This is a genomic window from Ancylobacter amanitiformis, assembly GCF_030814815.1.
Lineage (GTDB): Bacteria > Pseudomonadota > Alphaproteobacteria > Rhizobiales > Xanthobacteraceae > Ancylobacter > Ancylobacter amanitiformis.
Genome location: NZ_JAUSVR010000001.1, coordinates 627,041 through 650,187, shown reverse-complemented (window position 1 = coordinate 650,187; position 23,147 = coordinate 627,041). Strand labels below are relative to the sequence as shown.

Here is a 23,147-nt window from a genome sequence, read left to right as displayed (position 1 = left end):
GTGCCGGCCCGGCCGCTTTGTCTCACCCTGGGCAGGCCCTCGGGTGATTCGCGGCCGTGGTCGGCGGTCCGGGGAAATGGTTAAGACTAATTAACGATCAGGTCCAGAGGGGCGTCCGTTAAGCACTCGTTAGCGTTAACGCCAATCAGGAAGGTGCGGCCCAGGCACATGGCGGTGTCGGTTTCGCTGTCCATCAAAATCATGTGGGCGAACATCACCATGCCCGGCTCCAGCACCCAGGGATTGTCCGCATAGAACATTGGCGGGTCCATCCAGGAGGGAGTGAACTTGGCGCCCAGCGAATAGCCGCAGGCGGCGAGGCGGTGCTTTTCCAGCCCGTGCCCGTCCATCACATGGGCATGGGCGGCGAACACGTCGCCGGCCGTCCGGCCGGGCACCAGCGCGTGGGCGCAGGCTTCCATCGCCTGTTTCGCGGCGGCGAACAGTTCGAGATGGCGATCGCGCGGCGGGCCGACCACCACGGTCTCCATCATCGCCGCATGGTAGTGGCGATAGGTGCCGGCCCATTCGAGCGTGATCTGATCCTCGCTCTCCAGCACGCGGCGGCCGGACTTGTAGCGGCACAGCAGCGCGTCGGTGCCTGAGCCGATGATGAACTCGTTGGCGGGATAATCGCCGCCCCCCTTGAAGACGGCGCCCTGCATGGCGGCGAGCACGTCGCCCTCGTCGATGCCGGGGGCAATAGTGGCGATGCCGGCCTCGCGCGCGGCCAGCGCCAGCTTGCCGGCCTGTCGCACATAGAGGATCTCGGCCGGCGATTTCACCACGCGTAGATGATCCACGAGGCGGGAAGCATCCTCCAGCGTGGCAAAGCCGTCAAAGGCCGCATCGAGCTTTTTGCCGCTGGCGGCGGTGAGGCCGTAACTCTCATATTCGACGCCGATGCGTCCGCCGCTGCCCCCGAGATCCGCCACCATGGCGCGCAGCTGCTCCTGCGGGGTGGCATCGGCCCGGTCGGTCCAGATGCGGATATCCTCGATCAGCGAGGTGTGCTGCGCCTGCCGGAGGTCTGCCGAGCGGGTGAGCAGCGCGAGCCGCCCATCCGCCCCGAGCCAGAGCGACTGGAAGAAGCAGAAGCCGAACGTGTCGTAGCCGGTGAGCCAGTACATGGATTCCTGCTGGAACATCAGCAGGCCATCCAGCTGGCGCGCGGCCAGCTCGGCGAGCAGGCGCTGCTTGCGGCGCGCGAATTCCGGGGCGGTGAAATGCAGGGCCATGGCGGGCTCCGTCCGCTGTCGACGTCAGACCAGGGTGATGGCGGCGATCAGCCGGCCATAATCGGGTTCATTGCGATGGGTGGCGCGGCGATAGCTGTAGAAGCGCGCCTCGTCCGAATAGGTGTCGAGGCCGAGATCGTCGATGGTGCCGACGCCGAGCGAGGCGAGCCGGGTCCTGATGTAGAAGGGCAGGTCGAACCGGGCATGTTCCGCGCGTTCGGTGGGGGCGAGGAAACGCTCGTTCGCCGGGTCGAGCCGGAGCAGATTGTCGATGAAGTCGGGGCCGACCTCATAGCTGGGCTGGCGGATCAGCGGCCCGATGGCGGCGACGATGTTCTCGCGCCGGGCGCCCAATTCCTCCATGCGGGTGAGCGTGGCGTCGAGAATGCCGCCGACTGCGCCCTTCCAGCCGGCATGCGCGGCGCCGACCACGCGCGCCTGCGCATCCGCGAACAGTACCGGCCCGCAATCGGCGATGGAGACGCCGGCGGCGAGGCCGGGCGTGTTCGTGGCCACCGCATCCGCCTTGGGCCGCTCCGCCCACGGGGTGGAGACGATGACGCAATCGGGCGAATGAACCTGCCAGGCGGTGAGCAGGTGGCCATCGGGCACGCCGAGCGCCGAGGCCATGCGGGCGCGGTTGCGCGCGACGCGTTCGGGATCGTCCCGCGAGCCGGTGCCCCCGTTCAGCCCGGCATAGATGCCCTCGGACACGCCGCCTTCGCGGGTGAAGAAGGCATGGCGGATGCCCGGCAGGGCCTTGAGCGCGTTGGATTCAACCTTCATGCGGCATATTCCCCGAATGCTTCGCCCGGTGCGAATCCGGCGACGAGGCCGAGCGCAGGATGCACCAGAGCGAGCGCCTTGAAGAGGGTTCCCATTTCCGTATCGCCGGTCGCGGTGAGGCGCCGGCGCGCGGCCTCGATCGTGGCTCGGGTCGGCTCATCCGCGTCGCGCATCAGCCGCGCGGCCCGTGCCTCGATGCCGAGCCGCTCCAGCAGCGCGCCCTGGCCGATCGGGCCGAAGGCGCGCGCGCCCGTGGCGGTGGCGGCGCGGGCGAGAGCCGAGAAATCGACATGGGCGGTGATGTCCGCCTCGCCCGGATGGGCCAGCACATCGTCGCTCGCGTGGGCGCGCAGGGCCTGCAGCGTATCGCCGAAGCCGCCTCCGGCCTCCCGCTCGCCGCGATGCCCGTAATCGATCAACAGCGCGGCGCCGCCGCCCGTCGCCAGTCGCGCGCCGAGCCGTTCGGCCAGGGTGAGGCCAGCGGGGCAGATCTCCAGGAGGGCGCCGGGCGGTGCCATGCGCAGCCGCGCCCGCGCCCGCTCATCCAGCCGCGCGCCGGGGCGCAGGCCGAAGGCGAGGGCGCCTTGCGCATCGAGCCCCACCATGCGCTCGGCGATGCCATCGCCCGCGCGCACGAACTGGCGGATCGGCAGGGCGTCGACGAATTCGTTGGCGATGAGGATCAGCGGGCCGGCCGGCAGATCCTCGAACGCGCCCGCCCAGTCGACGCGGTGCTTCGCCAGCGCCGCGGCCTGCCTCTCCCGCAGGCGCGGCGAGGCTTCCACCAGATGGATGCGGGCGGCGGCGTGAAAGCCGGGGACCACGCGCGTGGCGCGCAGCATGTCCGCCATCATGGTGCCGCGCCCGGGACCAAGTTCGGCGAGCACGAAGGCGGCGGGCGAGCCGAGCCGCATCCAGCTATCGGCCGCCCACAGCCCGATGAGTTCGCCGAACATCTGGCTGATTTCCGGCGCGGTGACGAAGTCGCCGGAGGCGCCGAACGGTTCGCGCGTGGTGTAATAGCCGTGGCGCGGGTGGAACAGGCACAGTTCCATGTAGTCGGCGACGGTGATCGGCCCGTCCTGCGCGATGCGGCGGGCGATCTCCGCGCGCAGCGCGCTCACGCGGGCCGCCCGGCATTCGACGTCGTCGCGTTCAGCCGGGGCCGGCGGCGGGCGCGCAGCACCAGCCAGGCGCCCACGGCGAGCATGGGCAGCGAGAGCACCATGCCCATGGTGACGAAGCCGCCCGCGAGATAACCGAGCTGCGCGTCCGGCTCGCGGAAGAACTCGACGAAGATCCGCGCGCAGCCATAGAGAAACACGAAGATTCCGGCCACGAGGCCCGGCCGGGCCAGCGCGCCCGCGCGCACCGCGATCATCAGGATCGCGAAGATGGTCAATCCCTCAAGCCCCGCCTCATAGAGCTGGCTGGGGTGGCGGGCGAGCGGGCCGGCATGGGGGAACACCATGGCCCACGGCACATCGGAGGGGCGACCCCACAATTCGCCGTTGATGAAATTGGCCAGCCGGCCGAGGAACAGGCCGACCGGCACCACGGTAGCGGCGATGTCGAGCATCGACATGAAGGAGAGCCCGCGCCGGCGCGTAAACAGGTACATGGCGAGGATGGAGCCGAGGAACCCGCCATGAAACGCCATGCCGCCATGCCAGACGGTCAGCGCCTCCAGCGGATGGGCGGCGTAATAGGGCAGGTTGTAGAACAGCACATAGCCGATGCGCCCGCCCAGGATGACGCCGAAGGCGATCCACACCACCGCGTCGTCGAATTCCTCCGGCGCGATGGGCGACGTGCCGCCCCACAGCGCGGGCGACGCACAGAGCCGCTTGGCCATCCACCAGCCGAACAGCAGGCCGGTGACATAGGCCAGCGCATACCAGCGGATCGCGAACGGCCCCAGTTCGATCAGGATCGGATCGATCTGGGGAAAGGTCAGAGCGAAGAGCGGCGGAGCGAGAAGTGGCGGGCCGAGGAGCAGCATGGCGCGGGCAATGGCGGGTCGGAGGGAGCGGGACGAAAAGCGGCGGCACGGCGTCGCCAGCGTTTCGCAAGTGCGGTCCCGGCTGCTCTTGCCTGTCCCGCGTGACGGGATCAAGGCGGGAAAAGCGCACGCGGCCGGCGTATCAAACTCGGTGGCGCCCTTGCGCACCGCACCATGCCGCCCCATTCTGCCCGCAAAGCCTTGCTAGCGTGAACGATCCTGCCGGGAGACCATCATGACCCAGACCACCAGCCGCATCTTCGATGATTTCGCCCGTCTGATGAACGACGCGGCCGGCGTCGCCACCGGCGTGCGCCGCGAGGCGGAGAACGTCATGCGCGCGCAAGCCGAGCGCGTGCTGCGCGAACTCGACGTGGTCACGCGCGAGGAATTCGAGACCGTCAAGGAACTCGCCGCCGCCGCGCGCGAGGAAAACGAACGGTTGGAAGCCCGCATCGCGGCGCTCGAGGCCAGGCTCAACCCGCCTGACTCGCTCGGTTGAGGCCGCCGCTGTGGACGCGGCCGCGCGGCCGCATATCGGTGCTTGCGGCAGCGCGGCGAATCCCGACACTTTCCTTCATGGGCTCCGTGCCGGAGCCTGCGGCCAGCCGTCGTAGCGAGGTACGAATCCAGCGCGATAATGTCGATCACGGCGTGACGCTCGCAACGAGCCCGCGCTGCATTGGCCTTAGGCGCTGCGTGCATTCGACTGCGTGCGTGCCATCCTCGCGAGGTCTTGCATGACCTATACCGATTTCGAAGCCGACACCCGCCTCAATCCCCTCGATCTCATCGAACGCATGGCCGCGCTCAACGAGTGGTCGTTCGAGCGTTCGGCGGATGATGAGATCACCCTTTCGATCGAAGGCCGCTGGACCGACTGCCACGTCTCCTTCCAATGGATGGACGAGGTGGAGGCGCTGCATATCGCCTGTGCCTTCGATCTCAAGGTGCCGGAAAAACGCAAGACCGAGGTGCTGCGCCTGCTCTCGCTGATCAACGAGCAGATGTGGATCGGCCATTTCGACCTGTGGTCGAAGGAGGGCGTGATCATGTTCCGCCACGCGCTGCTGCTGGCCGGCGCCGAGGCCACCGACCGGCAGTGCGAAGTCCTGATGGAATGCGCCATCGAGGCGGTGGAGCGCTATTTCCCCGCTTTCCAGTTCGTCGTCTGGGCCGGAAAGTCCGCCCGCGAGGCGATGGACGCCACGCTGTTCGAGACCATCGGCGAGGCGTGAGGGCGGGTTTCCCGGCGGCGGGTTGAGGAGGGCGTGCCTTCCCCGCCATCCGCTCGGGCGAGCCGCGTGAGACGGACCGGGTGCCTTGCATCGTCGGCGCGCGGGGGCTGTCCTCGGGGGCCCCCGTTCTACCGCCGCAATGGCGGCTTCAGCCGCATGATCGGCTTCCACGGCAGCGGCAAGGCCGGCCGATTCAGGACGCCGTCTCGGCCCGTGCCTCATGCCGTTCCGCCAAAATGGTGGATGCTTCCGGCGAGGCCGGGCGCGAGGGCGCAGGACCGGGTATGATGCCCCGCCGCAGCGGCCGTTTTGCCGCGTCCTTTTCCGCAGGGTCGAGATTTCAGGTTCGGGTCATGGCTTCACTTTCTGACATTCCCGGGCGGGTGCTGCTGGTCGGCGCCGGCAAGATGGGCGGCGCGATGCTGGAGGGCTGGCTGGCGCTCGGGCTCGATCCCGCGCGCGCGGCGGTGCTCGATCCCGGCCCGCCGCCCGAGGTCGCGGCGATGATCGAGGCGCGCGGTGTCGCGCTCAATCCGCTCAATGGCGGCCCGCCGGCGGTGATGCTGCTGGCGGTGAAGCCGCAGGTGGCGCCGGAAGTGCTGGCCCGGGTCGCGCCGCTGGCCGGGCCGCAGACGCTGATCGTTTCCGTCATGGCCGGGCGCACGCTCGGCTTCATCGAGGCGGCGTTCGAGCCCGGCACGGCGGTGGTGCGCTCCATTCCCAACACGCCGGCGGCGATCGGGCGCGGCGTGACGGTGGCGGTGCCCAACGCGGCGGTGACGCCCGAGCAACTCGCGATCGCCGACAGCCTGCTGCGCTCGACCGGGGGCGTCGAGTGGGTCGACGACGAGGCGCTGATCGACGTGGCGACCGCCGTTTCGGGGTCGGGCCCGGCCTATGTTTTCCTGCTGGCGGAGGCGCTGGCGGCGGCGGGCGCCCGGGCCGGCCTTCCGGCCGACATGGCGGACCGGCTGGCGCGGGCGACGGTGTCGGGCGCCGGCGAACTGATCGCCCGATCCGGCATCGAGCCGGCGCAGCTGCGGCGCAACGTCACCTCGCCGAACGGCACCACGGCGGCGGCACTCGCCGTGCTGATGGACGAGACCCGGGGCTTCGGCCCGCTGCTCGACGAGGCCGTGCAGGCGGCGGCGCGGCGCTCGCGCGAACTGGCGGGCTGAAGCGCGGGCACTATCGGGCCCATCCGTCACGACCAATTGCGAGGGGTCAAGGACGGTGCATAGGGGGATGATCTTCTCCTCACGCACCGCCGGCCCTAGATTGAGCGGACGGGCAACGTTCAGGTCAGGAGGTCATCATGGCACGCTCTCCCGGAACGACGACGAAAGCGGCGAAGGCGGCCGCGGAATCCTCTGCGCCGCACGAGGCGGCCCCGGCCGGGCCCGAAACGCCGGCGGGTTCTTCGGGTGCCGCCGCCACGCCATCGATGGAAGCGCTGCGGGAAAAGGCGCTGAACGGCTTTCTCGCCGTGCTGGCGCATCGACCGTTCGAGCGCATCGCCCTTGGCGATGTGGCGGCGGAAGCGGGGCTCTCGCTGGTCGAGTTGCGCGGCGCCTTCGGCTCGACCTTCGACCTGCTGGCAGCCTTCGTGCGCGACACCGACCGCAGAGTACTGGCCGGGCCGACCGATGACATGCAGGACCAGCCGGCGCGCGACCGGCTGTTCGATGTGCTGATGCGCCGGCTCGACGTGCTGGCCCCACATCGTCCGGCCCTGCGCATGCTGGCGGAATCCGCACGGCGCAATCCGTTCTTCGCGCTGGCGCTGAACCGGCTGGCGGTGCGTTCGCAGCAATGGATGCTGGCGGCGGCGAAGATCGACACGGCCGGCTTCAAGGGCGCGGTGCGCGCGCAGGGGCTGGCGCTGGTCTTTGCCTGGGTGCTGCAGACCTTCCTGCGCGACGAGGATCCGGGCCTTGCCCCCACCATGGCCGCGCTCGACCGTGAACTGGCCAAGGGCGAGCGCGCGCTGGGGCTTCTCGAAGGCGCGGTGGGTCTTGCGACCGGAGGTCGGCGCGGACGCCGCGCCAACACGCCGCCGCCCGAGCCGGAAGCGCCCGCTGCCGCTTGAGTTGAACCATCAGGGAGGAGCCCGCCGTGAGCCTGGCACCGCTGGAGTCGATTTCTTTCGCCGATTTCCTGAAAGTCGACATCCGGGTCGGCACGATCATTCAGGCTGAGCCTTTCCCGGAGGCGCGCAAGCCGGCGATCCGGCTGGTCATCGATTTCGGCCCGCATATAGGCTGCCGCAAGAGCTCGGCGCAGATCACGGTGCATTACGCGCCGGAGGACCTGGTCGGCCGGCAGGTGGCGGCGGTGGTGAATTTCCCCCCGCGCCAGATCGGCCCTATGATGTCGGAAGTGCTCACCCTCGGCTTTCCCGACGAGGACGGCGCGGTGGTGCTGTTCAAGCCGGACCGCGACGTGCCGAACGGCGCGCGGCTGTTCTGAGGCGGAGGCGCCGGCTCTTCCTCTCCCCCGAGAGGAGAGGCGGCCCGCGAAGGGGGCGGTGAGGGGCTTCGCCATCGCGGAGCCTGGCGGCCCTCGCCCCACCCCTCTCCCGAGGGGGGAGAGGGAAAAATGCGCCGCGCCCGGTATCAGACCGGGATCCGCACCATGGCCCGGAGCCCGCCCAGCGGGCTGTCGCTCAAAGATACGTCGCCGCCGTGCGAGCGGGCGGCATCGCGGGCGATGGTGAGGCCGAGGCCAGAGCCGCCGGCATCCTGGTTGCGGGCATTGTCCAGCCGCACGAAGGGGCGGAACACGTCCTCGCGCTTGGCGGCCGGAATGCCCGGGCCGTCATCATCCACCGTGACGATGAGCCAGCGGTCGTCGCGCGTGCCGGTGATCTCCATCCGCGTGCCATGCCGCCACGCATTGGCGGCGAGATTGGCGAGGCAGCGGCGGAACGCATCGGCGCGGATCATCACCATCGGGTCGCCGGTGAAGCTTGCCGTCACCTTCGCGCCGTGGCGCTCGGCGTTGAAGCGCGTATCGTCGATGATGCGGGCGATGTCGGCCACGACCGGCGCCTCGCCGGTGTCGTCGCGGGCGAAGGCGAGGTAGGCTTCGAGCATGCTCTGCAACTCGTCCACATCCTTGCGCAGCGCGTCGGTGTCGGGCGTGTCGCCCATCAGCGCCAGTTCCAGCTTGAAGCGGGTGAGGATGGTGCGCATGTCGTGGCTGACGCCCGCCAGCATGGTGGTGCGCTGCTCGATCTGCCGCTCGATGCGCCGGCGCATCTCGAGGAAGGCGAGCGCCGCCCCGCGCACCTCGCGCGCGCCGCGCGGGCGGAAGCCGGAGACGTCGCGCCCCTTGCCGAAGGCGATCGCCGCGTCGGCCAGCGCCTCGATGGGCTTGATCTGGTTGCGCAGGAACACGATGGCGACGCCGAGCAGCACCAGCGAGGTGCCCACCATCCACACCAGGAAGATGTGCGAGTTGGAGAGATAGGCCTGGCTGCGACGGGCAAAGACCCGCATCACCGTGCCGTCCAGCTGCACCCGCACCTCGATGAGGTTGGAGCGGCCCACCGTGTCGGTCCAGAACGGGCGGCCGAGCCGCTTGCCCAACTCGCCGGTGAAGGCGGAATCGAGGATGGAGAAGAACGGCTTGGTGCCCGGCGGGGGCAGGCGCTCGCCGGGCTGGAAGTCGATCGTGAGCCCCATCGTGGTCTGGGCGATCTGCCGGATGCGCTCCTGGTCCTCCGGCGTGGGGAAGCTGACGGCCAGATCGGCAATGGCCGTGATGTCCTGCGACACCGCGGCCGAGAGCCGGCGCGTCACGGTATTATAATGCCGTTCCATGAAGACGAAGGCGAGCACCGACTGCAGGATCACCATCGGCGTCACGATGATGATGAGCGAGCGGGCATAGAGCCCTTTCGGCATGATGCGGTTGAACCATGCACCGAAGCGGGCATTGTTCTCGCGCATGCGCGCCTGGGTCAGCTTCAGCCGCTCCCGGGCGGCGCCCACCATATGGGTGTCCAGCAGGCTCAAGGCGCGACGACCAGCCGGTAGCCGACGCCCCGCACGGTCTGCACATAGGCGGGATTGGCCGGGTCGCGCTCGATCTTGCGACGCAGGCGGTTGACCTGCACGTCGACCGCGCGGTCGCCGGCGGCGGCGCCGGGAGCGACCAGCGCCTGCCGCGGCACGGTGTCGCCCGGCCGCTCGCCCAGCACCCGCAGCATGTCGCGCTCGCGATCGGTGAGGCGCACCACTTCGCCGTCGCGGATGAGTTCGCCGCGCTCGATATGGAAGGTGAACGGCCCGAAGCGCAGGGTCTCGATCACCTGCTGCGTCGGGGTGGCGGCGCGCTTGATGATATTGCCGATGCGCAGCAGCAATTCGCGCGGCTCGAACGGTTTGGCGAGATAGTCGTCGGCGCCGATTTCCAGCCCCTCGATGCGGTCCGCGGCGTCGGAGCGCGCGGTGAGCATGAGGATCGGCACGCCCGATTCGGCGCGAACCGCGCGGGCGAGGTCAAAGCCGCTTTCGCCCGGCATCATCACGTCGAGGATGAGCAGGTCGAAGGCGATGCCGCCGATCCGGGCGCGGGCATCGGCCGCCGATTCGGCGGTGCTGACGCGGTAACCGTGCTCGCTGAGAAAACGCGAGAGCAGATCGCGGATGCGCCGGTCGTCGTCGACGATCAGCAGGTGGACGGCGTCATCGGCCGGCATGGCGCGGGCGACCTCGTCCGGGGCGGCGTTCAGCATGTCGCGGTCTCCTCAGCCAGCCGGCCGCACGGGGGGCGCGGGCCGGTTGCCCGTCGCGCCGCTGCTCCCGCCCGCCGGGGGCGCGGCCTTGCCCGATGCGCCGGGCGGGGTTTTCGCCTCCGCCTGCTGGTCGGCGCGGGCGATGAGCTTTTCCACCGGTCCGCGATCTTCCGGGTCGATCATGGCGACAAGAAAGCGGCGCGCCGTCTCGCGCGAGTCGGGGCCGCACTCTTCCAGCGCCCGGCGGATGCGGTGCGACTGCAGGGTGACGAATTGCTGCGCCAGCGCCTCGCCCTTCGGCGTGAGATGGAGCAGCCGCTGGCGGCGGTCGGACGCGCCGGCGCGGCTGTCGATGAAGCCCTGGTCGACCAGTTCGCGCAGCACGCGGCCCAGGCTCTGCTTGGTGATGCGCAGGATATCGAGCAGGTCCGTCACGCGCATGCCAGGGTGGCGATTGACGAAATGCAGCACCCGGTGATGCGCGCGGCCAAAGCCGATGCCTTGCAGGATTTCGTCCGGATCGCTGACGAAGTTCCTGTAGGCAAAGAAGAAAAGCTCGATCACATCGACCAGAGGATCACCTTCGCCCATGCCGCCGCCGATGCCGCCGCCCATGCCGCCGGAACGGGCGGGGACGCCGGGATCGCCCTTGGTGGGGCGGGGTGACAGCGAGACATTTATGTCAGCCATGTTGACTTTTTTCGTTATGATCGTTACCCAGATGTCCCGTTCAACGAAAGGATCGTTCGGTTCAGCCGTGCGATCCGCTTCGGAGCGGGATAGATTAGCCGGCCCCTTCCGGGGGTGGCGAACGATAACGGGACTTCGGCCGCGAGGCAAAGCATTGCGCTCTCGCAGCGGCAGCGAAGCCACCAGGCTGACAGATGTGAGGGCCGCGGCGTCTCCATGGGCGTGGGCGGCCCGTTTGGGAGACTGACCCATGGCAAGCGAGCCTTTCGACAAACGCACGGGCTGGATCTGGTATGACGGCGCCTTCGTGCCGTGGCAGGATGCCCAGGTCCACGTGCTGACCCACGGGCTGCATTATGGCAGCTGCGTATTCGAGGGCGAGCGCGCCTATGGCGGTGAGATTTTCAAGCTCGAGGACCACACGGCGCGCCTGAAGGAAAGCGCCCGGCTGCTCGACTTCGAGATTCCCTATGACGAGGCCGAGATCAACGCGGCCTGCCGCGAACTGCTGGCGCGGCAGAACCTTTCCGATGCCTATCTGCGCCCGGTGGCGTGGCGCGGCTCGGACATGATGGGCGTCTCGGCGCAGCACAACCAGATCCACCTCGCCATCGCGGCGTGGGAATGGCCGAGCTATTTCGATCCTGCCGAGCGACTGAAGGGCATCCGCATCGGGCAGGCGAAATATCGCCGTCCCGATCCGCTGACCGCGCCCTCGACCTCGAAGGCGGCGGGCCTGTACATGATCTGCACCATCTCCAAGCACGCCGCCGAGCGCGAAGGCTATGCCGACGCGCTGATGCTGGACTGGCGCGGCCGCGTGGCGGAATGCACCGGCGCCAACATCTTCTTCGCGAAGAATGGCGAACTGCACACACCGGAGGCCGACGCCTTCCTGAACGGCATCACCCGCAAGACGGTGATCGAGCTGGCCCGGCGTCGTGGCATCGCCGTGCATGAGCGGGAGATCCTGCCGGAGGAACTGGAGAGCTTCGACGAGTGCTTCATCACCGGCACCGCCGCCGAGGTGACGCCGGTCTCCGAGATCGCCGGCCGGCACTACCAGCCCGGCCCGGTGACGAAGCAGCTGTTCGACGACTACATGGCCGAGGTGCAGCCCAAGAAGGCGGCGGCGTGAGCCCCTCTTCGCATCGATGAAATGAAGATGCCGGCCTTCGGGCCGGCATTTTTCCGTTCCTCGTGATGATCGGGTGCTGTCGGCTCACCCCCACCGTTCCGCCGCCGTATCGTCCGTGTCCTTGGCGGCGACCCAGCTGTGCGCCTCGTCGCGCTCTTCCAGTTTCCAGAACGGCGCGCGGGTCTTCAGCCAGTCCATCAGGAATTCGGCGGCCTCGAAGGCGGCGGTGCGGTGCGAGGAGGCGGTGACGACCAGCACGATCGTGTCGCCGGGGGTCATCCGGCCGAAGCGGTGAATGACGGTGGCGCCGGTCAGCGGCCAGCGCGTGCGGGCCTCCTCCACCAGCCGGCCGATCTCCTCCTCCGCCATGCCGGGATAATGTTCCAGCGTCAGCGCGACAAGCCGGGCGCCATCGGACGCCACGTCGTCGCGGCACAGGCCGGTGAAAGTGACGACGGCGCCGACATCGGTACGCCCCTGTACCAGCGCGGCGATTTCCCCGGCGGCGTCGAATGTCTCGGCCTGAATGCGGACGGTGAACATGCCGCCCTCCTGTTCGAGCGTTTCCGGGCGACGTGGAAACCGCCTCGCGTGGCGAAAACGCGTTGAGACAAATTCCTGCAGCCATTCCGGTGAAGCAGCGTTCACCGGGATGGCTCTACCCCCCTGTCATGGGCGGGAAGAAGGCCACTTCGCGGGCCGCGCCGAGCGGCGTATCCGGCCGGGCGTGCTTGCGATCGAGCGCGGCGCGCACCACGCCGGGGTTCTCGAAGGCGTGGGCATAGCCCTCGCCACGCTCCTTCAGGAAGGCGGCGAGCTCGGCCACGGTGCGCACGGAAGCCGGCGGATCGACCTCCTCGGCCTCCAGCCCGATTCGCTCGCGCACCCAGGCGAAATAGAGAATCTTCAACGACTATCCCCGATCAGGTGGCGCGCGCCGGCGCGGAAATAGTCCCACCCGGTATAGAGGGTGAGCACGGCGGCGATCCACAAAAGCACGATGCCGCCCAGCGTGATGCCCGGCACCAGCTTGTCCGCCGCCGGACCGGCCAGCAGCACGCCCACCGCCACCAGCTGCGCGGTGGTCTTCCACTTGGCGAGCTGCGTCACCGGCACGCTGACGCGCAGTTCCGCGAGAAATTCGCGCAGGCCCGAGACCAGGATCTCGCGGCAGAGAATGACCACGGCCGCCCAGAGCGACCAGCCGCGAATGGTGCCATCCGAGGCGAGCATGAGCAGCGAGGTCGAGACCAGCAGCTTGTCGGCGATGGGGTCCAGCATGCGGCCGATGGCCGATTGCTGCTGCCAGGCGCGGGCGAGATAGCCGTCGAAGAAGTCCGTGATGGCGGCGACGATGTAGAGCACCAGCGCCAGCCAGCGCAGCCACAGCCCGCCTTCGAGGATGTCGGCCCAGAACAGGCAGCCGGCCACCAGCGGCACCGCGACGCAGCGGCCATAGGTCAGGATATTTGGCAGCGAAAAGGCGTGACCACGGCTCATCTTGCCTGGCTCCTGCTGGCTGCTCGCGACATCGGCCATGGCTTGTCCGTCTCCCACACGACGGACGTAATCACGCGGCTGGTTCGCGTCAATCTCGTCCGCCGCAATCTTATCCCGGTCACTCTCAACTATGCATGATGCGCGCGGGCTGTGACCATCGCATGGCCATGGCCCGCAGCCTGACTATCCCGACCGCGCGTGAAAGAAATCGTAAACCGCCCGCGCCGTCGCCGCGTTGACGCCGGGCACGCCTTCGAGATCGGCCAGCGAGGCGCGCTCGATCGCCTTGAGCGTTCCGAAATGGCGCAGCAAGGCGCGCTTGCGGGTTGGTCCGATGCCGGGAATCTCCTGTAGCCCGGCCTGGGTGATGTCCTTCTTGCGCCGCGCACGATGCGAGCCGATGGCGAAGCGGTGCGCCTCGTCGCGCAGGCGCTGGATGAAATAGAGCACGGGGTCGCGTGCTTCCAGCCGGAAGGGCTCCCGTCCCTCGACATGGAAGGTCTCGCGACCGGCATCGCGGTCCGGGCCCTTGGCGACGCCGACCAGCGGCACGTCCCGGATGCCGAGCGCGGCCAGCGTCTCCGCCGTCGCCTTGAGCTGCCCCGGGCCGCCGTCGATCAGCACGAGGTCCGGCCACGCGGTGTTGGCGGCTTCGGCGGCAAGGGCGTCGCCTTCTTCCCTCTCCCCGTCGGGGAGAGGTGGCCCGCGCAGCGGGTCGGTGAGGGGTGAGGCGCCCCCCGCTTGCGGCGAAGACCCCTCACCCCAACCCTCTCCCCCGGGGGGAGAGGGAGCCGGGAGGGCGGCCGCCCGCGGCGCTTCCCGCAGCAGGCGGGAGAAGCGGCGCGTCAGCACCTCGCGCATCATGCCGTAATCGTCGCCGGGGGTGAGATCGGCCGACTTGATGTTGAACTTGCGGTACTGGCTCTTGGCGAAGCCTTCCGGCCCGGCCACGATCATGCCGCCCACCGCGTTGGTGCCCATGATGTGGCTGTTATCATAGACCTCGATGCGCTTCGGACTTGCCGGCAGCGAGAAGGCGCGGGCGAGTTCGTCCAGCAGCCGGGCCTGGCTGGCGCTCTCGGCCAGCTTGCGGCCGAGCGCCTCGCGGGCGTTCTGCAAGGCATGCTCGACCAGTTCGCGCTTCTCGCCGCGCCGGGGCGTGGCGATCTCCACCCGGTGCCCGGCGCGGGTGGCCAGCGCCTCCTCCAGCAATTCGCGCTCGGCAATGTCATGGCTGAGCAGGACGAGGCGAGGGCAGGGCTTGTCCTCGTAGAACTGGGCGAGGAAGGATTCCAGCACCTCGCCGGGCTCCAGCGAGCGGTCGGCGCGCGGGTAGAGCGCGTGGTTGCCCCAGTTCTGCCCGGTGCGGAAGAAGAATACCTGCACGCAGGTGGCCCCGCCCTCCTGGTGGATGGCGAACACGTCCGCCTCTTCCACGCCGCGTGGATTGATGCCTTGCGTGCCCTGCACCGCGGAGAGCGCGGCGAGGCGATCGCGCAGCACGGCGGCGCGCTCGAATTCCAGCTCCTCCGCGGCCTGCTCCATCTCGCGGGCGAGCTGTTCCTTCACCACCCGGCTCTTGCCGGACAGGAACTCGCGCGCCTCGCGGACATATTCGGCATAGTCCGTGTGGTTCACCTCGCCGGTGCAGGGGCCGGCGCAGCGCTTGATCTGGAACAGCAGGCAGGGGCGGGTGCGTGCCTCGTAGAACGAGTCCGAGCAGGAGCGCACCAGGAAGGCCTTCTGCAGCGCGTTGATGGTGCGGTTCACCGCCCAGACCGAGGCGAAGGGGCCGTAATAATCGCCCGGCCGGTTGCGCGCGCCGCGATGCTTGGTGATCTGCGGCGCGTCATGGTCGCGGGTGATGAGGATATAGGGAAACGACTTGTCGTCGCGCAGCAGCACGTTGAAGCGCGGGCGCAGCTGCTTGATGAGGTTGGCTTCCAGCAGAAGCGCCTCGGTCTCCGTGCCGGTGGAAACGAATTCCATCTCGGCGGTGCCGGCGACCATGCGCATGATGCGCGCGGTGAGCCCGGTCGGGCGCGTATAGGCGACGATGCGGCGCTTGATGCTCTTGGCCTTGCCGACATAGAGCACGCTGCCATCCGAGCCGATCATGCGATACACGCCCGGGCCGCTCGGCGCGTGCTTGAGCGCGCGCAGGATCGCCGCCCGGCCCAGCGCGACGGTGCCGGCGGCGGGCTCGATCTCCTCGCTCTCTTCGGGAACGAGCAGCAGGTCGTCCTCATTCTCCGCGCCGGCGAGGTCGTCGGCATCGTCGAGATCGGGATCGCGATCGGGGGCTTGTGTGGGATGTCGGCTCATACGCGGGCAAGATAAGGATTCGCGGGCGCGAGCAACAGGGGGCGAGCAACAGGGGGCGGGATACCGTGCCGCGAGGGCGGCGTCTCCCGCGCAGAGGTGACGCATGGGCAGCGTTGCGGCGCCGTCGTGGCCCGTGCTAAGCGGGGCGCATCATGATTGATCGCGCGCAGCTTCCTCTCGTCCTTCTGCTTACCGGCGCCCCTGGCGTCCGGCGGGACGACTGATCGCGACCGATCGGTCAGCCACCGGCACGCGGGATGCGCGCTGCCGGTTCTTCCGATCCAGGGTGCCGCCTGCCTGCCTCGACCACGAGGTCACGTCTCCATGTCCAGCGTTCCCGAGCCGGCCACCCCCGGCGTGTCGGCGTCCACGGCATCGTCCGCCGGGTCAACCCTTTCTCCCGTGCCCGCGGCGCGCCTGCCGCTCACCGGCTATGCGCTGGGCGCGGCGGGGGCGATCCTGTTCGCCTCCAAGGGCATCATCATCAAGCTGGCCTATGGCGAGGGCATCGATGCGGAAACGCTGCTCGCCCTGCGCATGGCGTTCTCGCTGCCATTCTACCTGGTGATCGGCGCCTTCGCGCTGCGCGGGCTGCGGGTGCGGGGCGAGGCCCTGCCGACGACCCGGGTCGTACTGCAGTCGGCCGGCGTCGGCGCGCTGGGCTACTGGTTCTCCAGCTATGTCGACTTCCTCGGCCTGCACTACATCTCCGCCTCGTTCGAGCGGCTGATCCTGTTCACCTACCCGCTCTATGTCGTGCTGTTCGGCGCGCTGCTGTTCCGCCAGCCGGTCCGGCTCAAGGTGCTGGGAACCTTCGCGGTGGCCTATGCCGGCCTCGCGCTGATCTTCGCCGAGGGACTGATGACGATCGGCGCGGATGTGGCGCGCGGGGCGAGTCTCGTCAGCGTGTGCGCGATCAGCTTCGCGCTGTATCAGCTGATGGCGCGCCGGCTGCTCAACCATATCGGCTCGGCGCTGTTCACCTGCATCGCCATGATCTCCGCCTCGGTATTCGCCATCGGGCAGTTCGCGTTGCTGCGCCCGCTCGGTTCGCTGCTTGTGTCGCGGCACATGCTGGTACTGGGGCTGATGATCGCGATCGGCGCCACCGTGCTGCCGAGCTTCCTGATGAACGCGGCGCTCAAGCGCATCTCCGCGCAGGCCAATTCGATGATCAGCACGGTGAGCCCGGTGGCCACCATGGTGCTGGCCTTTCTGGTGCTGGGCGAGGCGGCCTCCATGGTCGAACTGGCGGGCGCGGGGCTGGTGCTGGCCAGTATCGGCTGGTTCACCATCCGCGACAGCCGGCGGCGCTGAGCTATCGATCCTGAGCGACCGATCCGGAGCTATTCCGGAATCAGTGCGTCCGCCGTCTGCCAGGCGAGGTGCTGTCCTCCGTCCACCGCGATCATCTGACCGGTGACACTCTCGGCGCGGGCGAGGAACAGCACGGCTTCGGCGATCTCCTCCGGCGTCGGGCCGCGCCCGAGCAGGACGGAGGCGCTCTGCCGGCGGAAATCATCCGGACTCTGGCGCGGGTTGGCCAGTGTCGGCCCGGGCGCCACCGCGTTGACGCGGATGCGTGGCGCCAGGGCCTGCGCCATCATTCTTGTAGCGGCCCACAGCGCGTTCTTGGTGAGGCTGTAGGAGAGGAAGGCCGGGGTCGGCTTCAGCACCCGCTGGTCGATGAGGTTGACGATCGCGCCGGGCCGGTCGGCGGGAAGCTGCGCGGCGAACGCCTCGGCGAGGAATACCGGCGCGCGCAGATTGACCGCGAAATGCCGGTCCCAGCGGGCGAGGTCGAGTTCGCCCACGCCGTCCGGATGGAATTCCGAGGCATTGTTGACGAGAAGGCTGACCGGGCCCAGCGCGGCCGTGGCGGCGGGCAGGAGAGCGGCCACGGCGGCACTGTCCGCGAGGTCACCCGTGATAATGGCGGCCCGTGCCCCGCCCGCCAGCCCCGCCTGCAGCCCCGCCTGCAGGACCGCCTGCAAACACGCCTGCGCCGGCGCGTCGGCATGGCGCGCATGGATGACCAGGTCATAGCCGGCCGACGCCAGCGACAGGCAGATCGCCCGGCCGATCCGAATGCCGCCGCCGGTGACGAGAGCCACCGGGCGGGCGGCGGCGGAAGCGGGGGTGGGATCCGGCCGGTGATCCATGCGACCTTCCTGCAAGAGAGCGTCCTGTCGGCAGGTGTGCGCGAGATTTTCCCCGGCGCAACCGGCAGTGTTGATCCGTCATTTAGCATGGTCACGACTGCGTGCGCGAGCGTTCCGTATTTTTCCGAAGATCGACGCGTAGCCGAAATAAATCATAAGTATTAAAGTCTCTTACGGCTCCATAAACAGATAGTTAATCATAACGCATCCTTTCAAGTGGATGGGAGTTTCCGCGCATGGATTTATGAGATCGTCACCGTTACCGGATTGCGGGCTGGGGCCGGCCGACATGCGGGCGGTGCCGCCGCCTGACGCAGGAGACGAAAATGAGCAGCAAAATCATCGCAGGGCTGGGGCTCGTGGCCCTGCTGGCGACCCCCGCCGTCGCGGCGGATCTGAGCTACCGCGCGCCCAACACCTATGCCTATGCCGCCCCGGCGGCCGCCTTCACCTGGCAAGGCTTCTATCTCGGCGCCAATGCCGGCTATGGCTGGGGCGATGCCAATATCTCGAAGGATCTCAACGGTTTCGCCGGTGGTTTCCAGGCCGGCTATAACTGGCAGTTCAATTCGCTGGTGCTCGGCCTGGAAACCGATCTTCAGGGCGCCAATATCAGCAGCAGCACGTTCGATCTCGACTATTTCGGCACGGTGCGCGCTCGCGCCGGCGTCGCCCTCGACCAGTTCCTGCTCTATGGCACGGCCGGCCTGGCCTATGGCGGCGGCACCTATGAACTGGCCTATCTCTCCAACGACCAGACCCATACGGGCTGGACGATCGGTGCCGGCGGCGAATACGCGATCACCCCGAACTGGAGCGTGAAGGCCGAATATCTCTATGTCGACCTCAACAAGCAGACCTACACCAGCGTGGTCGGCCCGGTGGATGTGGGCGCGACGGCCAATATCGTGCGGGCCGGCGTGAACTACCACTTCTGACCGGCGGATTCGGCGGGATCCGGTGCTTTTCTCAGTGATCTGGCGACCCGTCGGGGCAGGGCGATGGGGGCTCGGCTTCCCCGCGATCCGGGCGAACACTGGCGGATGGGGTGTTCAAGCCGGATTTTGTTGTCATTTAGCAACAGCCTACGGCAATCGGAGTCTGAATATGGCGGAACTGTTGCGGATTGACTGAGGTTATGGCTAGCGAAATTACCTCCCGTGAATCAACCGTTGCAATGCTTTGCCTCTGCGCCTCACGATTGAGTGAGAGCCGATTGCACCGCCCCGATGCCGAATTCCGCCTCAATCCAGCCCTCGACATGCCTAGCTCGCTGCCTATCTCGTTTCTCGAACTTGACTTGAGTTCTCGCTTGCAGTTGCTCGGAGAGTATCCATGAAGAAGATCATAAGCTCGGGCGTTGCCGTCGCCGCCCTCCTCGTTGCGGTGCCTGCCTTCGCCGCCGACCTGGCGAAGCCCTATCCCACCAAGGCCCCGATGGTGGTCGCCGAGCCGGTCTTCTCGTGGACCGGCTTCTATATCGGCGGCAATCTCGGCGGCGCCTGGGGTTCGGGCAACGCTGCCGCCTCCAATCTCGGCCTCGATCCCGACGGCTTCGTCGGCGGTGGCCAGGTTGGTGTGAACTACCAGTTCGACAACAACGTCGTCATCGGTATCGAAGCCGACCTGCAGGGTGGCGATGTCAGCGCCTCCCGTTGGGGCTACGAGTCGAAGATGGACTATTTCGGTACGGTCCGCGGCCGTATCGGTTATGCCTTCGACCACATCCTGCCGTACTTCACCGGTGGTTTCGCCTATGGCCACAGCAAGCTGACCGATCAGCTCACGGGCTTCTCGGACAGCCAGAACCTCACCGGCTGGACCGTCGGCGGCGGCGTCGAGTACGCCCTCACCAACAACTGGACCGTCAAGGCCGAGTATCTCTACATGGATCTCGGCGACGACTACTACAACAGCATCGGCGCCAATGCCGGCCTGACCGCGAACATCGTTCGCGCCGGCGTCAACTACAAGTTCTGATCCGCCGGCCGGCAACGGCCATCGGTCTGATACAGAAAGGCCCCGGACGGCGACGTCCGGGGCCTTTCGCTTTTCTACCGGCTCGAAAAATCGGGCGCCCGCTCCGAAGCGCGGGCGTCGATTCAGGCCGTCGGTCGGGTTGCCTCGAAAGAAGGCACGCGTGCGGCAAACGCGTCCAGCCAGGCCACCAGCGCCCGATGGTCCTCGCGCCACACGCCGTGGAAGCGCAGGTCGAGATAGCCGAGCGCGCAGGCCAGCGCGATCTCGCCGATATTCGCCACCGCGCTCACATGCCCGGGCACCGGCGGGGCGGCTTCGAAGGCCCGCAGGGCCCGCGCCACCTTTCCCGCCTGGCTGTCGATCCACGCGTCGCTGCGCGCCTCCTCGGCCCGGAAGCGCGTCTCATAGACCTGCAGCAGCGCGGCATCCATCAGCCCGTCGGCGAGCGCCTGGGCCACCAGCACATCGAAGCGCGGCGCGCCGGATGACGGGATGAGGCAACCCCCGCCGGCCTGCGCGTCGAGATATTCAACGATCACCCGCGAATCGAACAGCGGCGCGCCATCCGCCCGTACGAGCACGGGGATCTTGCCGAGCGGATTCTGGAGGCGCACCGAATCGGAGGGGTCGACGGTGTTGGCGGGCTCGATGTCGAGATGGATGCCGCACAGGACGGCGGCGATCTTGGCCTTGCGACCGAACGGCGAGGCGGGAGACGAACGAAGCTGCATCGGAAATATCGCTGGCGATGGGCGCACGCCAGACGCGCCACAACGCGGTCCGGCGGTCGATCCCGGCGGGAACGGAATGTTCCAGCTTCGCGGAGGGACTTATCAGTCTGCCCGCTGCAGGTCGATTGCCTTCGGTCCCTTGCCGCGCTTGTCGGGTTCCACCTCGAAGCTCACGCGTTCGCCCTCGGCCAGCGTGCCGAGCCCCGAGCGCGTGACCGCGGAGACGTGCACGAACACGTCCCGCCCGCCATCATCGGGGCGAATGAAGCCGTAACCCTTTTCCGTGTTGAAGAATTTGATGGTGCCCGTCGTCGCCATGCGCCTCTCCCTCAAATCCCCGGACAGCTGCGTCCCCGTCCGCCGGATCCTCTGTGGGAGCAGGAGCAAGCAAGACCGATGCCGGAGTTCGAAAGCGGATTCAGCGCTCTGGCGTGAGCCAGCCCATGCGCAGGCGCCCCTCGCCATCGGTCGCCAGCACCCGTGTCAGGGCACCGAGCACGGTGCGCAATTCCTCCGCGAGGGTGAAGGGCGGGTTGACGACGATGAGCCCGCAGCCCGACATGGCGTCGATCTGACGTACGGCCCTCAGATCGAACTGCACGTTGAGCGTCTTGGGGATGCGGGCCCGCTCGATCTCGCGGCGGAACGCATCGACGGCGCGAACGTCCTTGATCGGGTACCACAGCACGTAAATGCCGGTCGCCCAGCGCCGATGCGCCTCGATCAGGCCCTCGGCCATGCGCTGGAATTCGCCGGGTTGCTCGAAGGGCGGGTCGATCAGCACCACGCCGCGCCGCTCCTTCGGCGGTAGATAGGCTTGCAAGGCCTGCCAGCCATCGGTCGCCAGCACCTTGGCGCGGCCGTCACGGCCGACCGATTCGGCAAGCGCCTCGCGCACTCCTTCGACGGTCTCGCAGAAGATCAGCCGATCCTGCGGCCGCGCCAGGGCCTGCGCGATGAGCGGAGAGCCGGGATAGCGACGAAGCGCGCCCGCCAGCATGGCGTCATCCGCCGCCTGCGGGTTGACCGCGCGCACCACCGCCAGCCAGGGCTCCAGCAGCCCCGCCACGGCGGGCGGCAGTTCGGCCGCGAGCACGGCGCCGATGCCGCCCTCCCATTCGCCGGTGCGCCGGGCTTCCTCGCCGTGCAGGTCGTAGAGCCCGGCGCCGGCATGGGTATCCAGCACGCGGAACGGCGCCTCCTTCTTCGCGAGATAGGCGAGGATGCGCACGAGCACGGCGTGCTTGACGACATCGGCGAAATTGCCGGCATGAAAGGCGTGGCGGTAATTCATCGGCGCTCGTTCGTGGGGATCGTCACCGGGCCAAGCGAGCCGGCGCTCGCGATTCTCAGCCGCCGCGCGTCGGCGGCATCACCACGCGCGCGGCGCGGCAAGCCTGCCGGTCGACGTCGGCGCAGGGTGTGAAATCGAGTTGTGCGGTGAGGCAGATGCGCACCTCGGTGAGGCGGCGGCTGTGGCACTGCACCGATATCATGTCGGCGGCCAGTCCGGGATTGGCGGCGCGGAAGGCGCCCTCCACCTCGCCCGGGCTGACGGTGCGATAATCATCCAGCCGCCGGAACGGCTCGGGAATCGTCACCTTGCCATAGGCATCGCGCACGGTGGCGAAATAGGCCGTGGGGTCCAGGCCCGCGCAGGTGCCGTGCTTGCGCCATTCGTGCAGCACGAGGGGGCGGCTCGGCATGATGTCGAGCATGCCGCGCAGCACGGGTTCCGGCACAAAGGGCGCCGGCGACTGGCAGGATTCCGGCCAGCCGCGCTCATATTGCGGCCAGAGGCCATGCACGACGAAGGCGAAGGGGCGCGCGCGGCTGCACTGGGCCGGCTCGGCCTTGTCGCCGCGCGTTTCGCAATAGGTTGGCGACCAGGACAGCGACAGCACGTAATGGTCGAACCGGCCGGGCTCCCCGCGGGTTTGCGCCAGAGCCGGGCCACTGGCCAGCAGACCTGCGACGAGCAGACCTGCGACCAGCAGACATGTAGCCAGCAGAGGTGCGGCGAGCGGAACACGCCCGCCGCGGGCCAGCCTCACGGCTGCGCCATGCGGCAGTTCGGCGCGTAGGTCCACGAGCGGTCGAAGCCGTCGACGCACCATTCCACGCCCCAGGAGAAGCTCTGGAAGCCGCCATCCTCGATCAGCGAATAATAGATGGTGCGGCGCGCCGGATGAACCACGGTGCTGCCGGCCGCCTTGCCGCCATTATACTGGGCGGGGGCGTGAGGCACCGGGCCTTCGGTGCCGGAAATGACGACCTCGGCCGAGCAATAGCGGCGGGGCATGTATTCCTCGCCCCACGGCCGGAACGCGATCTCGCGCACATGGTCGAAGCTGTCGATCTTCAGCGACGAGTTCCAGAAGCGCGATTCGGTTGTGGCGAAGCGGCCCCGAATCTCGGAGATGGCGGCCGGCAGATCGCAGGCCGGCACGTTGCCGCTATAGTTGGGCCCCGACAGCCAGAAGTTCTTTTCGAAGAAGTTCGCCGCCTGGGCCGAGGCCAGGGACGAAGCCAGCATGGCAACGGCCGCCGCGCCCGTCACGACCTTACGCAGCAGACCAGTCGCTTCGTTCCGTTCAGCACGCATCCTACGTCTCC

At 68.3% G+C, this 23,147-nt stretch carries 26 protein-coding genes; 9 read left to right on the top strand and 17 right to left on the bottom strand.

The features are described 5' to 3' along the window. Window positions 1–86: 86 nt before the first annotated feature. From QOZ99_RS02840 to lgt, 4 genes are read right to left on the bottom strand one after another with little or no spacing between them, the layout of a single operon-like run. A complete protein-coding gene (locus tag QOZ99_RS02840; RefSeq protein ID WP_306888369.1) occupies window positions 87–1,238 on the bottom strand; it encodes a M24 family metallopeptidase in 1,152 nt (383 codons plus the stop codon). Between the two features lie 24 nt (window positions 1,239–1,262). Continuing rightward, window positions 1,263–2,024 (bottom strand): peptidoglycan editing factor PgeF, encoded by a 762-nt coding sequence (gene pgeF, locus QOZ99_RS02835; protein WP_306888368.1) that lies wholly within the window; start codon window positions 2,022–2,024, stop codon window positions 1,263–1,265. After that, window positions 2,021–3,148 carry a class I SAM-dependent methyltransferase gene (locus QOZ99_RS02830; RefSeq protein WP_306888367.1) on the bottom strand — a complete coding sequence of 376 codons (1,128 nt, stop codon included), beginning with the start codon at window positions 3,146–3,148 and terminating at the stop codon, window positions 2,021–2,023. The genes pgeF and QOZ99_RS02830 overlap by 4 nt, the downstream gene beginning before the upstream one ends. Continuing rightward, on the bottom strand, window positions 3,145–4,026 hold the full coding sequence (gene lgt / locus QOZ99_RS02825) for a prolipoprotein diacylglyceryl transferase (protein WP_306888365.1): 882 nt from the start codon (window positions 4,024–4,026) through the stop codon (window positions 3,145–3,147). The genes QOZ99_RS02830 and lgt overlap by 4 nt, the downstream gene beginning before the upstream one ends. A 235-nt stretch (window positions 4,027–4,261) precedes the next feature. Here lgt and QOZ99_RS02820 point away from each other — a divergent pair, with 235 nt between their 5' ends. From QOZ99_RS02820 to QOZ99_RS02800, 5 genes are all read left to right on the top strand, one after another. Next, window positions 4,262–4,528: an accessory factor UbiK family protein gene (locus tag QOZ99_RS02820; RefSeq protein WP_306888363.1), complete on the top strand. Its 267-nt coding sequence runs from the start codon at window positions 4,262–4,264 to the stop codon at window positions 4,526–4,528. A 238-nt stretch (window positions 4,529–4,766) separates the two neighbouring features. Further along, window positions 4,767–5,264, top strand: coding sequence for a type III secretion system chaperone family protein (locus QOZ99_RS02815; RefSeq protein WP_306888362.1), 498 nt, complete (start codon window positions 4,767–4,769; stop codon window positions 5,262–5,264). Between the two features lie 353 nt (window positions 5,265–5,617). After that, window positions 5,618–6,442 (top strand): pyrroline-5-carboxylate reductase, encoded by an 825-nt coding sequence (gene proC / locus QOZ99_RS02810; RefSeq protein WP_306888361.1) that lies wholly within the window; start codon window positions 5,618–5,620, stop codon window positions 6,440–6,442. Window positions 6,443–6,579: 137 nt separating this feature from the next. After that, complete coding sequence (locus tag QOZ99_RS02805; protein ID WP_306888360.1) at window positions 6,580–7,353, top strand: TetR/AcrR family transcriptional regulator; 774 nt, start codon at window positions 6,580–6,582, stop codon at window positions 7,351–7,353. A gap of 26 nt (window positions 7,354–7,379) precedes the next feature. Then, on the top strand, window positions 7,380–7,733 hold the full coding sequence (locus QOZ99_RS02800; protein WP_306888359.1) for a tRNA-binding protein: 354 nt from the start codon (window positions 7,380–7,382) through the stop codon (window positions 7,731–7,733). Between the two features lie 146 nt (window positions 7,734–7,879). Here QOZ99_RS02800 and QOZ99_RS02795 read toward each other — a convergent pair whose 3' ends face one another. The 3 genes from QOZ99_RS02795 to QOZ99_RS02785 are packed head-to-tail and all read right to left on the bottom strand — an operon-like array spanning window position 7,880 to window position 10,695. Next, window positions 7,880–9,283 (bottom strand): ATP-binding protein, encoded by a 1,404-nt coding sequence (locus QOZ99_RS02795; protein ID WP_370876779.1) that lies wholly within the window; start codon window positions 9,281–9,283, stop codon window positions 7,880–7,882. Then, on the bottom strand, window positions 9,280–10,005 hold the full coding sequence (locus tag QOZ99_RS02790) for a response regulator (protein ID WP_306888358.1): 726 nt from the start codon (window positions 10,003–10,005) through the stop codon (window positions 9,280–9,282). Before QOZ99_RS02790 ends, QOZ99_RS02795 begins: the two co-directional genes overlap by 4 nt. A 12-nt stretch (window positions 10,006–10,017) precedes the next feature. Next, complete coding sequence (locus QOZ99_RS02785) at window positions 10,018–10,695, bottom strand: MarR family winged helix-turn-helix transcriptional regulator (protein ID WP_306888441.1); 678 nt, start codon at window positions 10,693–10,695, stop codon at window positions 10,018–10,020. 250 nt (window positions 10,696–10,945) lie between these two features. Between QOZ99_RS02785 and QOZ99_RS02780 the strand changes: the two genes are divergently transcribed. After that, window positions 10,946–11,833, top strand: coding sequence for a branched-chain amino acid aminotransferase (locus tag QOZ99_RS02780; RefSeq protein WP_306888357.1), 888 nt, complete (start codon window positions 10,946–10,948; stop codon window positions 11,831–11,833). 84 nt (window positions 11,834–11,917) lie between these two features. Here QOZ99_RS02780 and QOZ99_RS02775 read toward each other — a convergent pair whose 3' ends face one another. The 4 genes from QOZ99_RS02775 to uvrC form a co-directional block, all read right to left on the bottom strand. After that, entirely contained in the window at window positions 11,918–12,376 is a 459-nt protein-coding gene (locus QOZ99_RS02775) for a molybdenum cofactor biosynthesis protein MoaE (RefSeq protein ID WP_306888356.1), read from the bottom strand. Window positions 12,377–12,491: 115 nt separating this feature from the next. Further along, window positions 12,492–12,743, bottom strand: a complete 252-nt coding sequence (gene moaD, locus QOZ99_RS02770) for a molybdopterin converting factor subunit 1 (RefSeq protein WP_306888355.1) — start codon at window positions 12,741–12,743, stop codon at window positions 12,492–12,494. Beyond that, entirely contained in the window at window positions 12,740–13,333 is a 594-nt protein-coding gene (gene pgsA / locus QOZ99_RS02765) for a CDP-diacylglycerol--glycerol-3-phosphate 3-phosphatidyltransferase (protein WP_306888354.1), read from the bottom strand. Before pgsA ends, moaD begins: the two co-directional genes overlap by 4 nt. A 183-nt stretch (window positions 13,334–13,516) precedes the next feature. Then, window positions 13,517–15,763 (bottom strand): excinuclease ABC subunit UvrC, encoded by a 2,247-nt coding sequence (gene uvrC, locus QOZ99_RS02760; protein WP_370876778.1) that lies wholly within the window; start codon window positions 15,761–15,763, stop codon window positions 13,517–13,519. 219 nt (window positions 15,764–15,982) lie between these two features. Here uvrC and QOZ99_RS02755 point away from each other — a divergent pair, with 219 nt between their 5' ends. Then, a complete protein-coding gene (locus QOZ99_RS02755) occupies window positions 15,983–16,975 on the top strand; it encodes a DMT family transporter (protein WP_306888351.1) in 993 nt (330 codons plus the stop codon). 29 nt (window positions 16,976–17,004) lie between these two features. On the opposite strand, the gene QOZ99_RS02750 is transcribed toward QOZ99_RS02755, so the two are convergent. Beyond that, a complete protein-coding gene (locus QOZ99_RS02750; RefSeq protein ID WP_306888350.1) occupies window positions 17,005–17,820 on the bottom strand; it encodes an SDR family oxidoreductase in 816 nt (271 codons plus the stop codon). A 326-nt stretch (window positions 17,821–18,146) separates the two neighbouring features. Here QOZ99_RS02750 and QOZ99_RS02745 point away from each other — a divergent pair, with 326 nt between their 5' ends. Next, complete coding sequence (locus tag QOZ99_RS02745) at window positions 18,147–18,758, top strand: outer membrane protein (RefSeq protein WP_306888349.1); 612 nt, start codon at window positions 18,147–18,149, stop codon at window positions 18,756–18,758. Between the two features lie 397 nt (window positions 18,759–19,155). Beyond that, on the top strand, window positions 19,156–19,800 hold the full coding sequence (locus QOZ99_RS02740) for an outer membrane protein (protein WP_183190050.1): 645 nt from the start codon (window positions 19,156–19,158) through the stop codon (window positions 19,798–19,800). Window positions 19,801–19,922: 122 nt separating this feature from the next. Here QOZ99_RS02740 and QOZ99_RS02735 read toward each other — a convergent pair whose 3' ends face one another. From QOZ99_RS02735 to QOZ99_RS02715, 5 genes are all read right to left on the bottom strand, one after another. After that, window positions 19,923–20,531: a glutathione S-transferase family protein gene (locus QOZ99_RS02735; protein ID WP_306888348.1), complete on the bottom strand. Its 609-nt coding sequence runs from the start codon at window positions 20,529–20,531 to the stop codon at window positions 19,923–19,925. A gap of 102 nt (window positions 20,532–20,633) precedes the next feature. Then, the gene (locus QOZ99_RS02730; RefSeq protein ID WP_306888346.1) at window positions 20,634–20,849 is read right to left on the bottom strand and encodes a cold-shock protein; all 216 of its coding nucleotides are present in this window, start codon (window positions 20,847–20,849) and stop codon (window positions 20,634–20,636) included. A 100-nt stretch (window positions 20,850–20,949) separates the two neighbouring features. Then, window positions 20,950–21,825 carry a 23S rRNA (adenine(2030)-N(6))-methyltransferase RlmJ gene (locus tag QOZ99_RS02725; protein ID WP_306888345.1) on the bottom strand — a complete coding sequence of 292 codons (876 nt, stop codon included), beginning with the start codon at window positions 21,823–21,825 and terminating at the stop codon, window positions 20,950–20,952. Window positions 21,826–21,880: 55 nt separating this feature from the next. Beyond that, window positions 21,881–22,585 (bottom strand): ribonuclease T2 family protein, encoded by a 705-nt coding sequence (locus tag QOZ99_RS02720; RefSeq protein ID WP_306888344.1) that lies wholly within the window; start codon window positions 22,583–22,585, stop codon window positions 21,881–21,883. Beyond that, window positions 22,582–23,136, bottom strand: coding sequence for a hypothetical protein (locus tag QOZ99_RS02715; RefSeq protein ID WP_306888343.1), 555 nt, complete (start codon window positions 23,134–23,136; stop codon window positions 22,582–22,584). The genes QOZ99_RS02720 and QOZ99_RS02715 overlap by 4 nt, the downstream gene beginning before the upstream one ends. Between the last annotated feature and the right edge of the window lie 11 nt (window positions 23,137–23,147).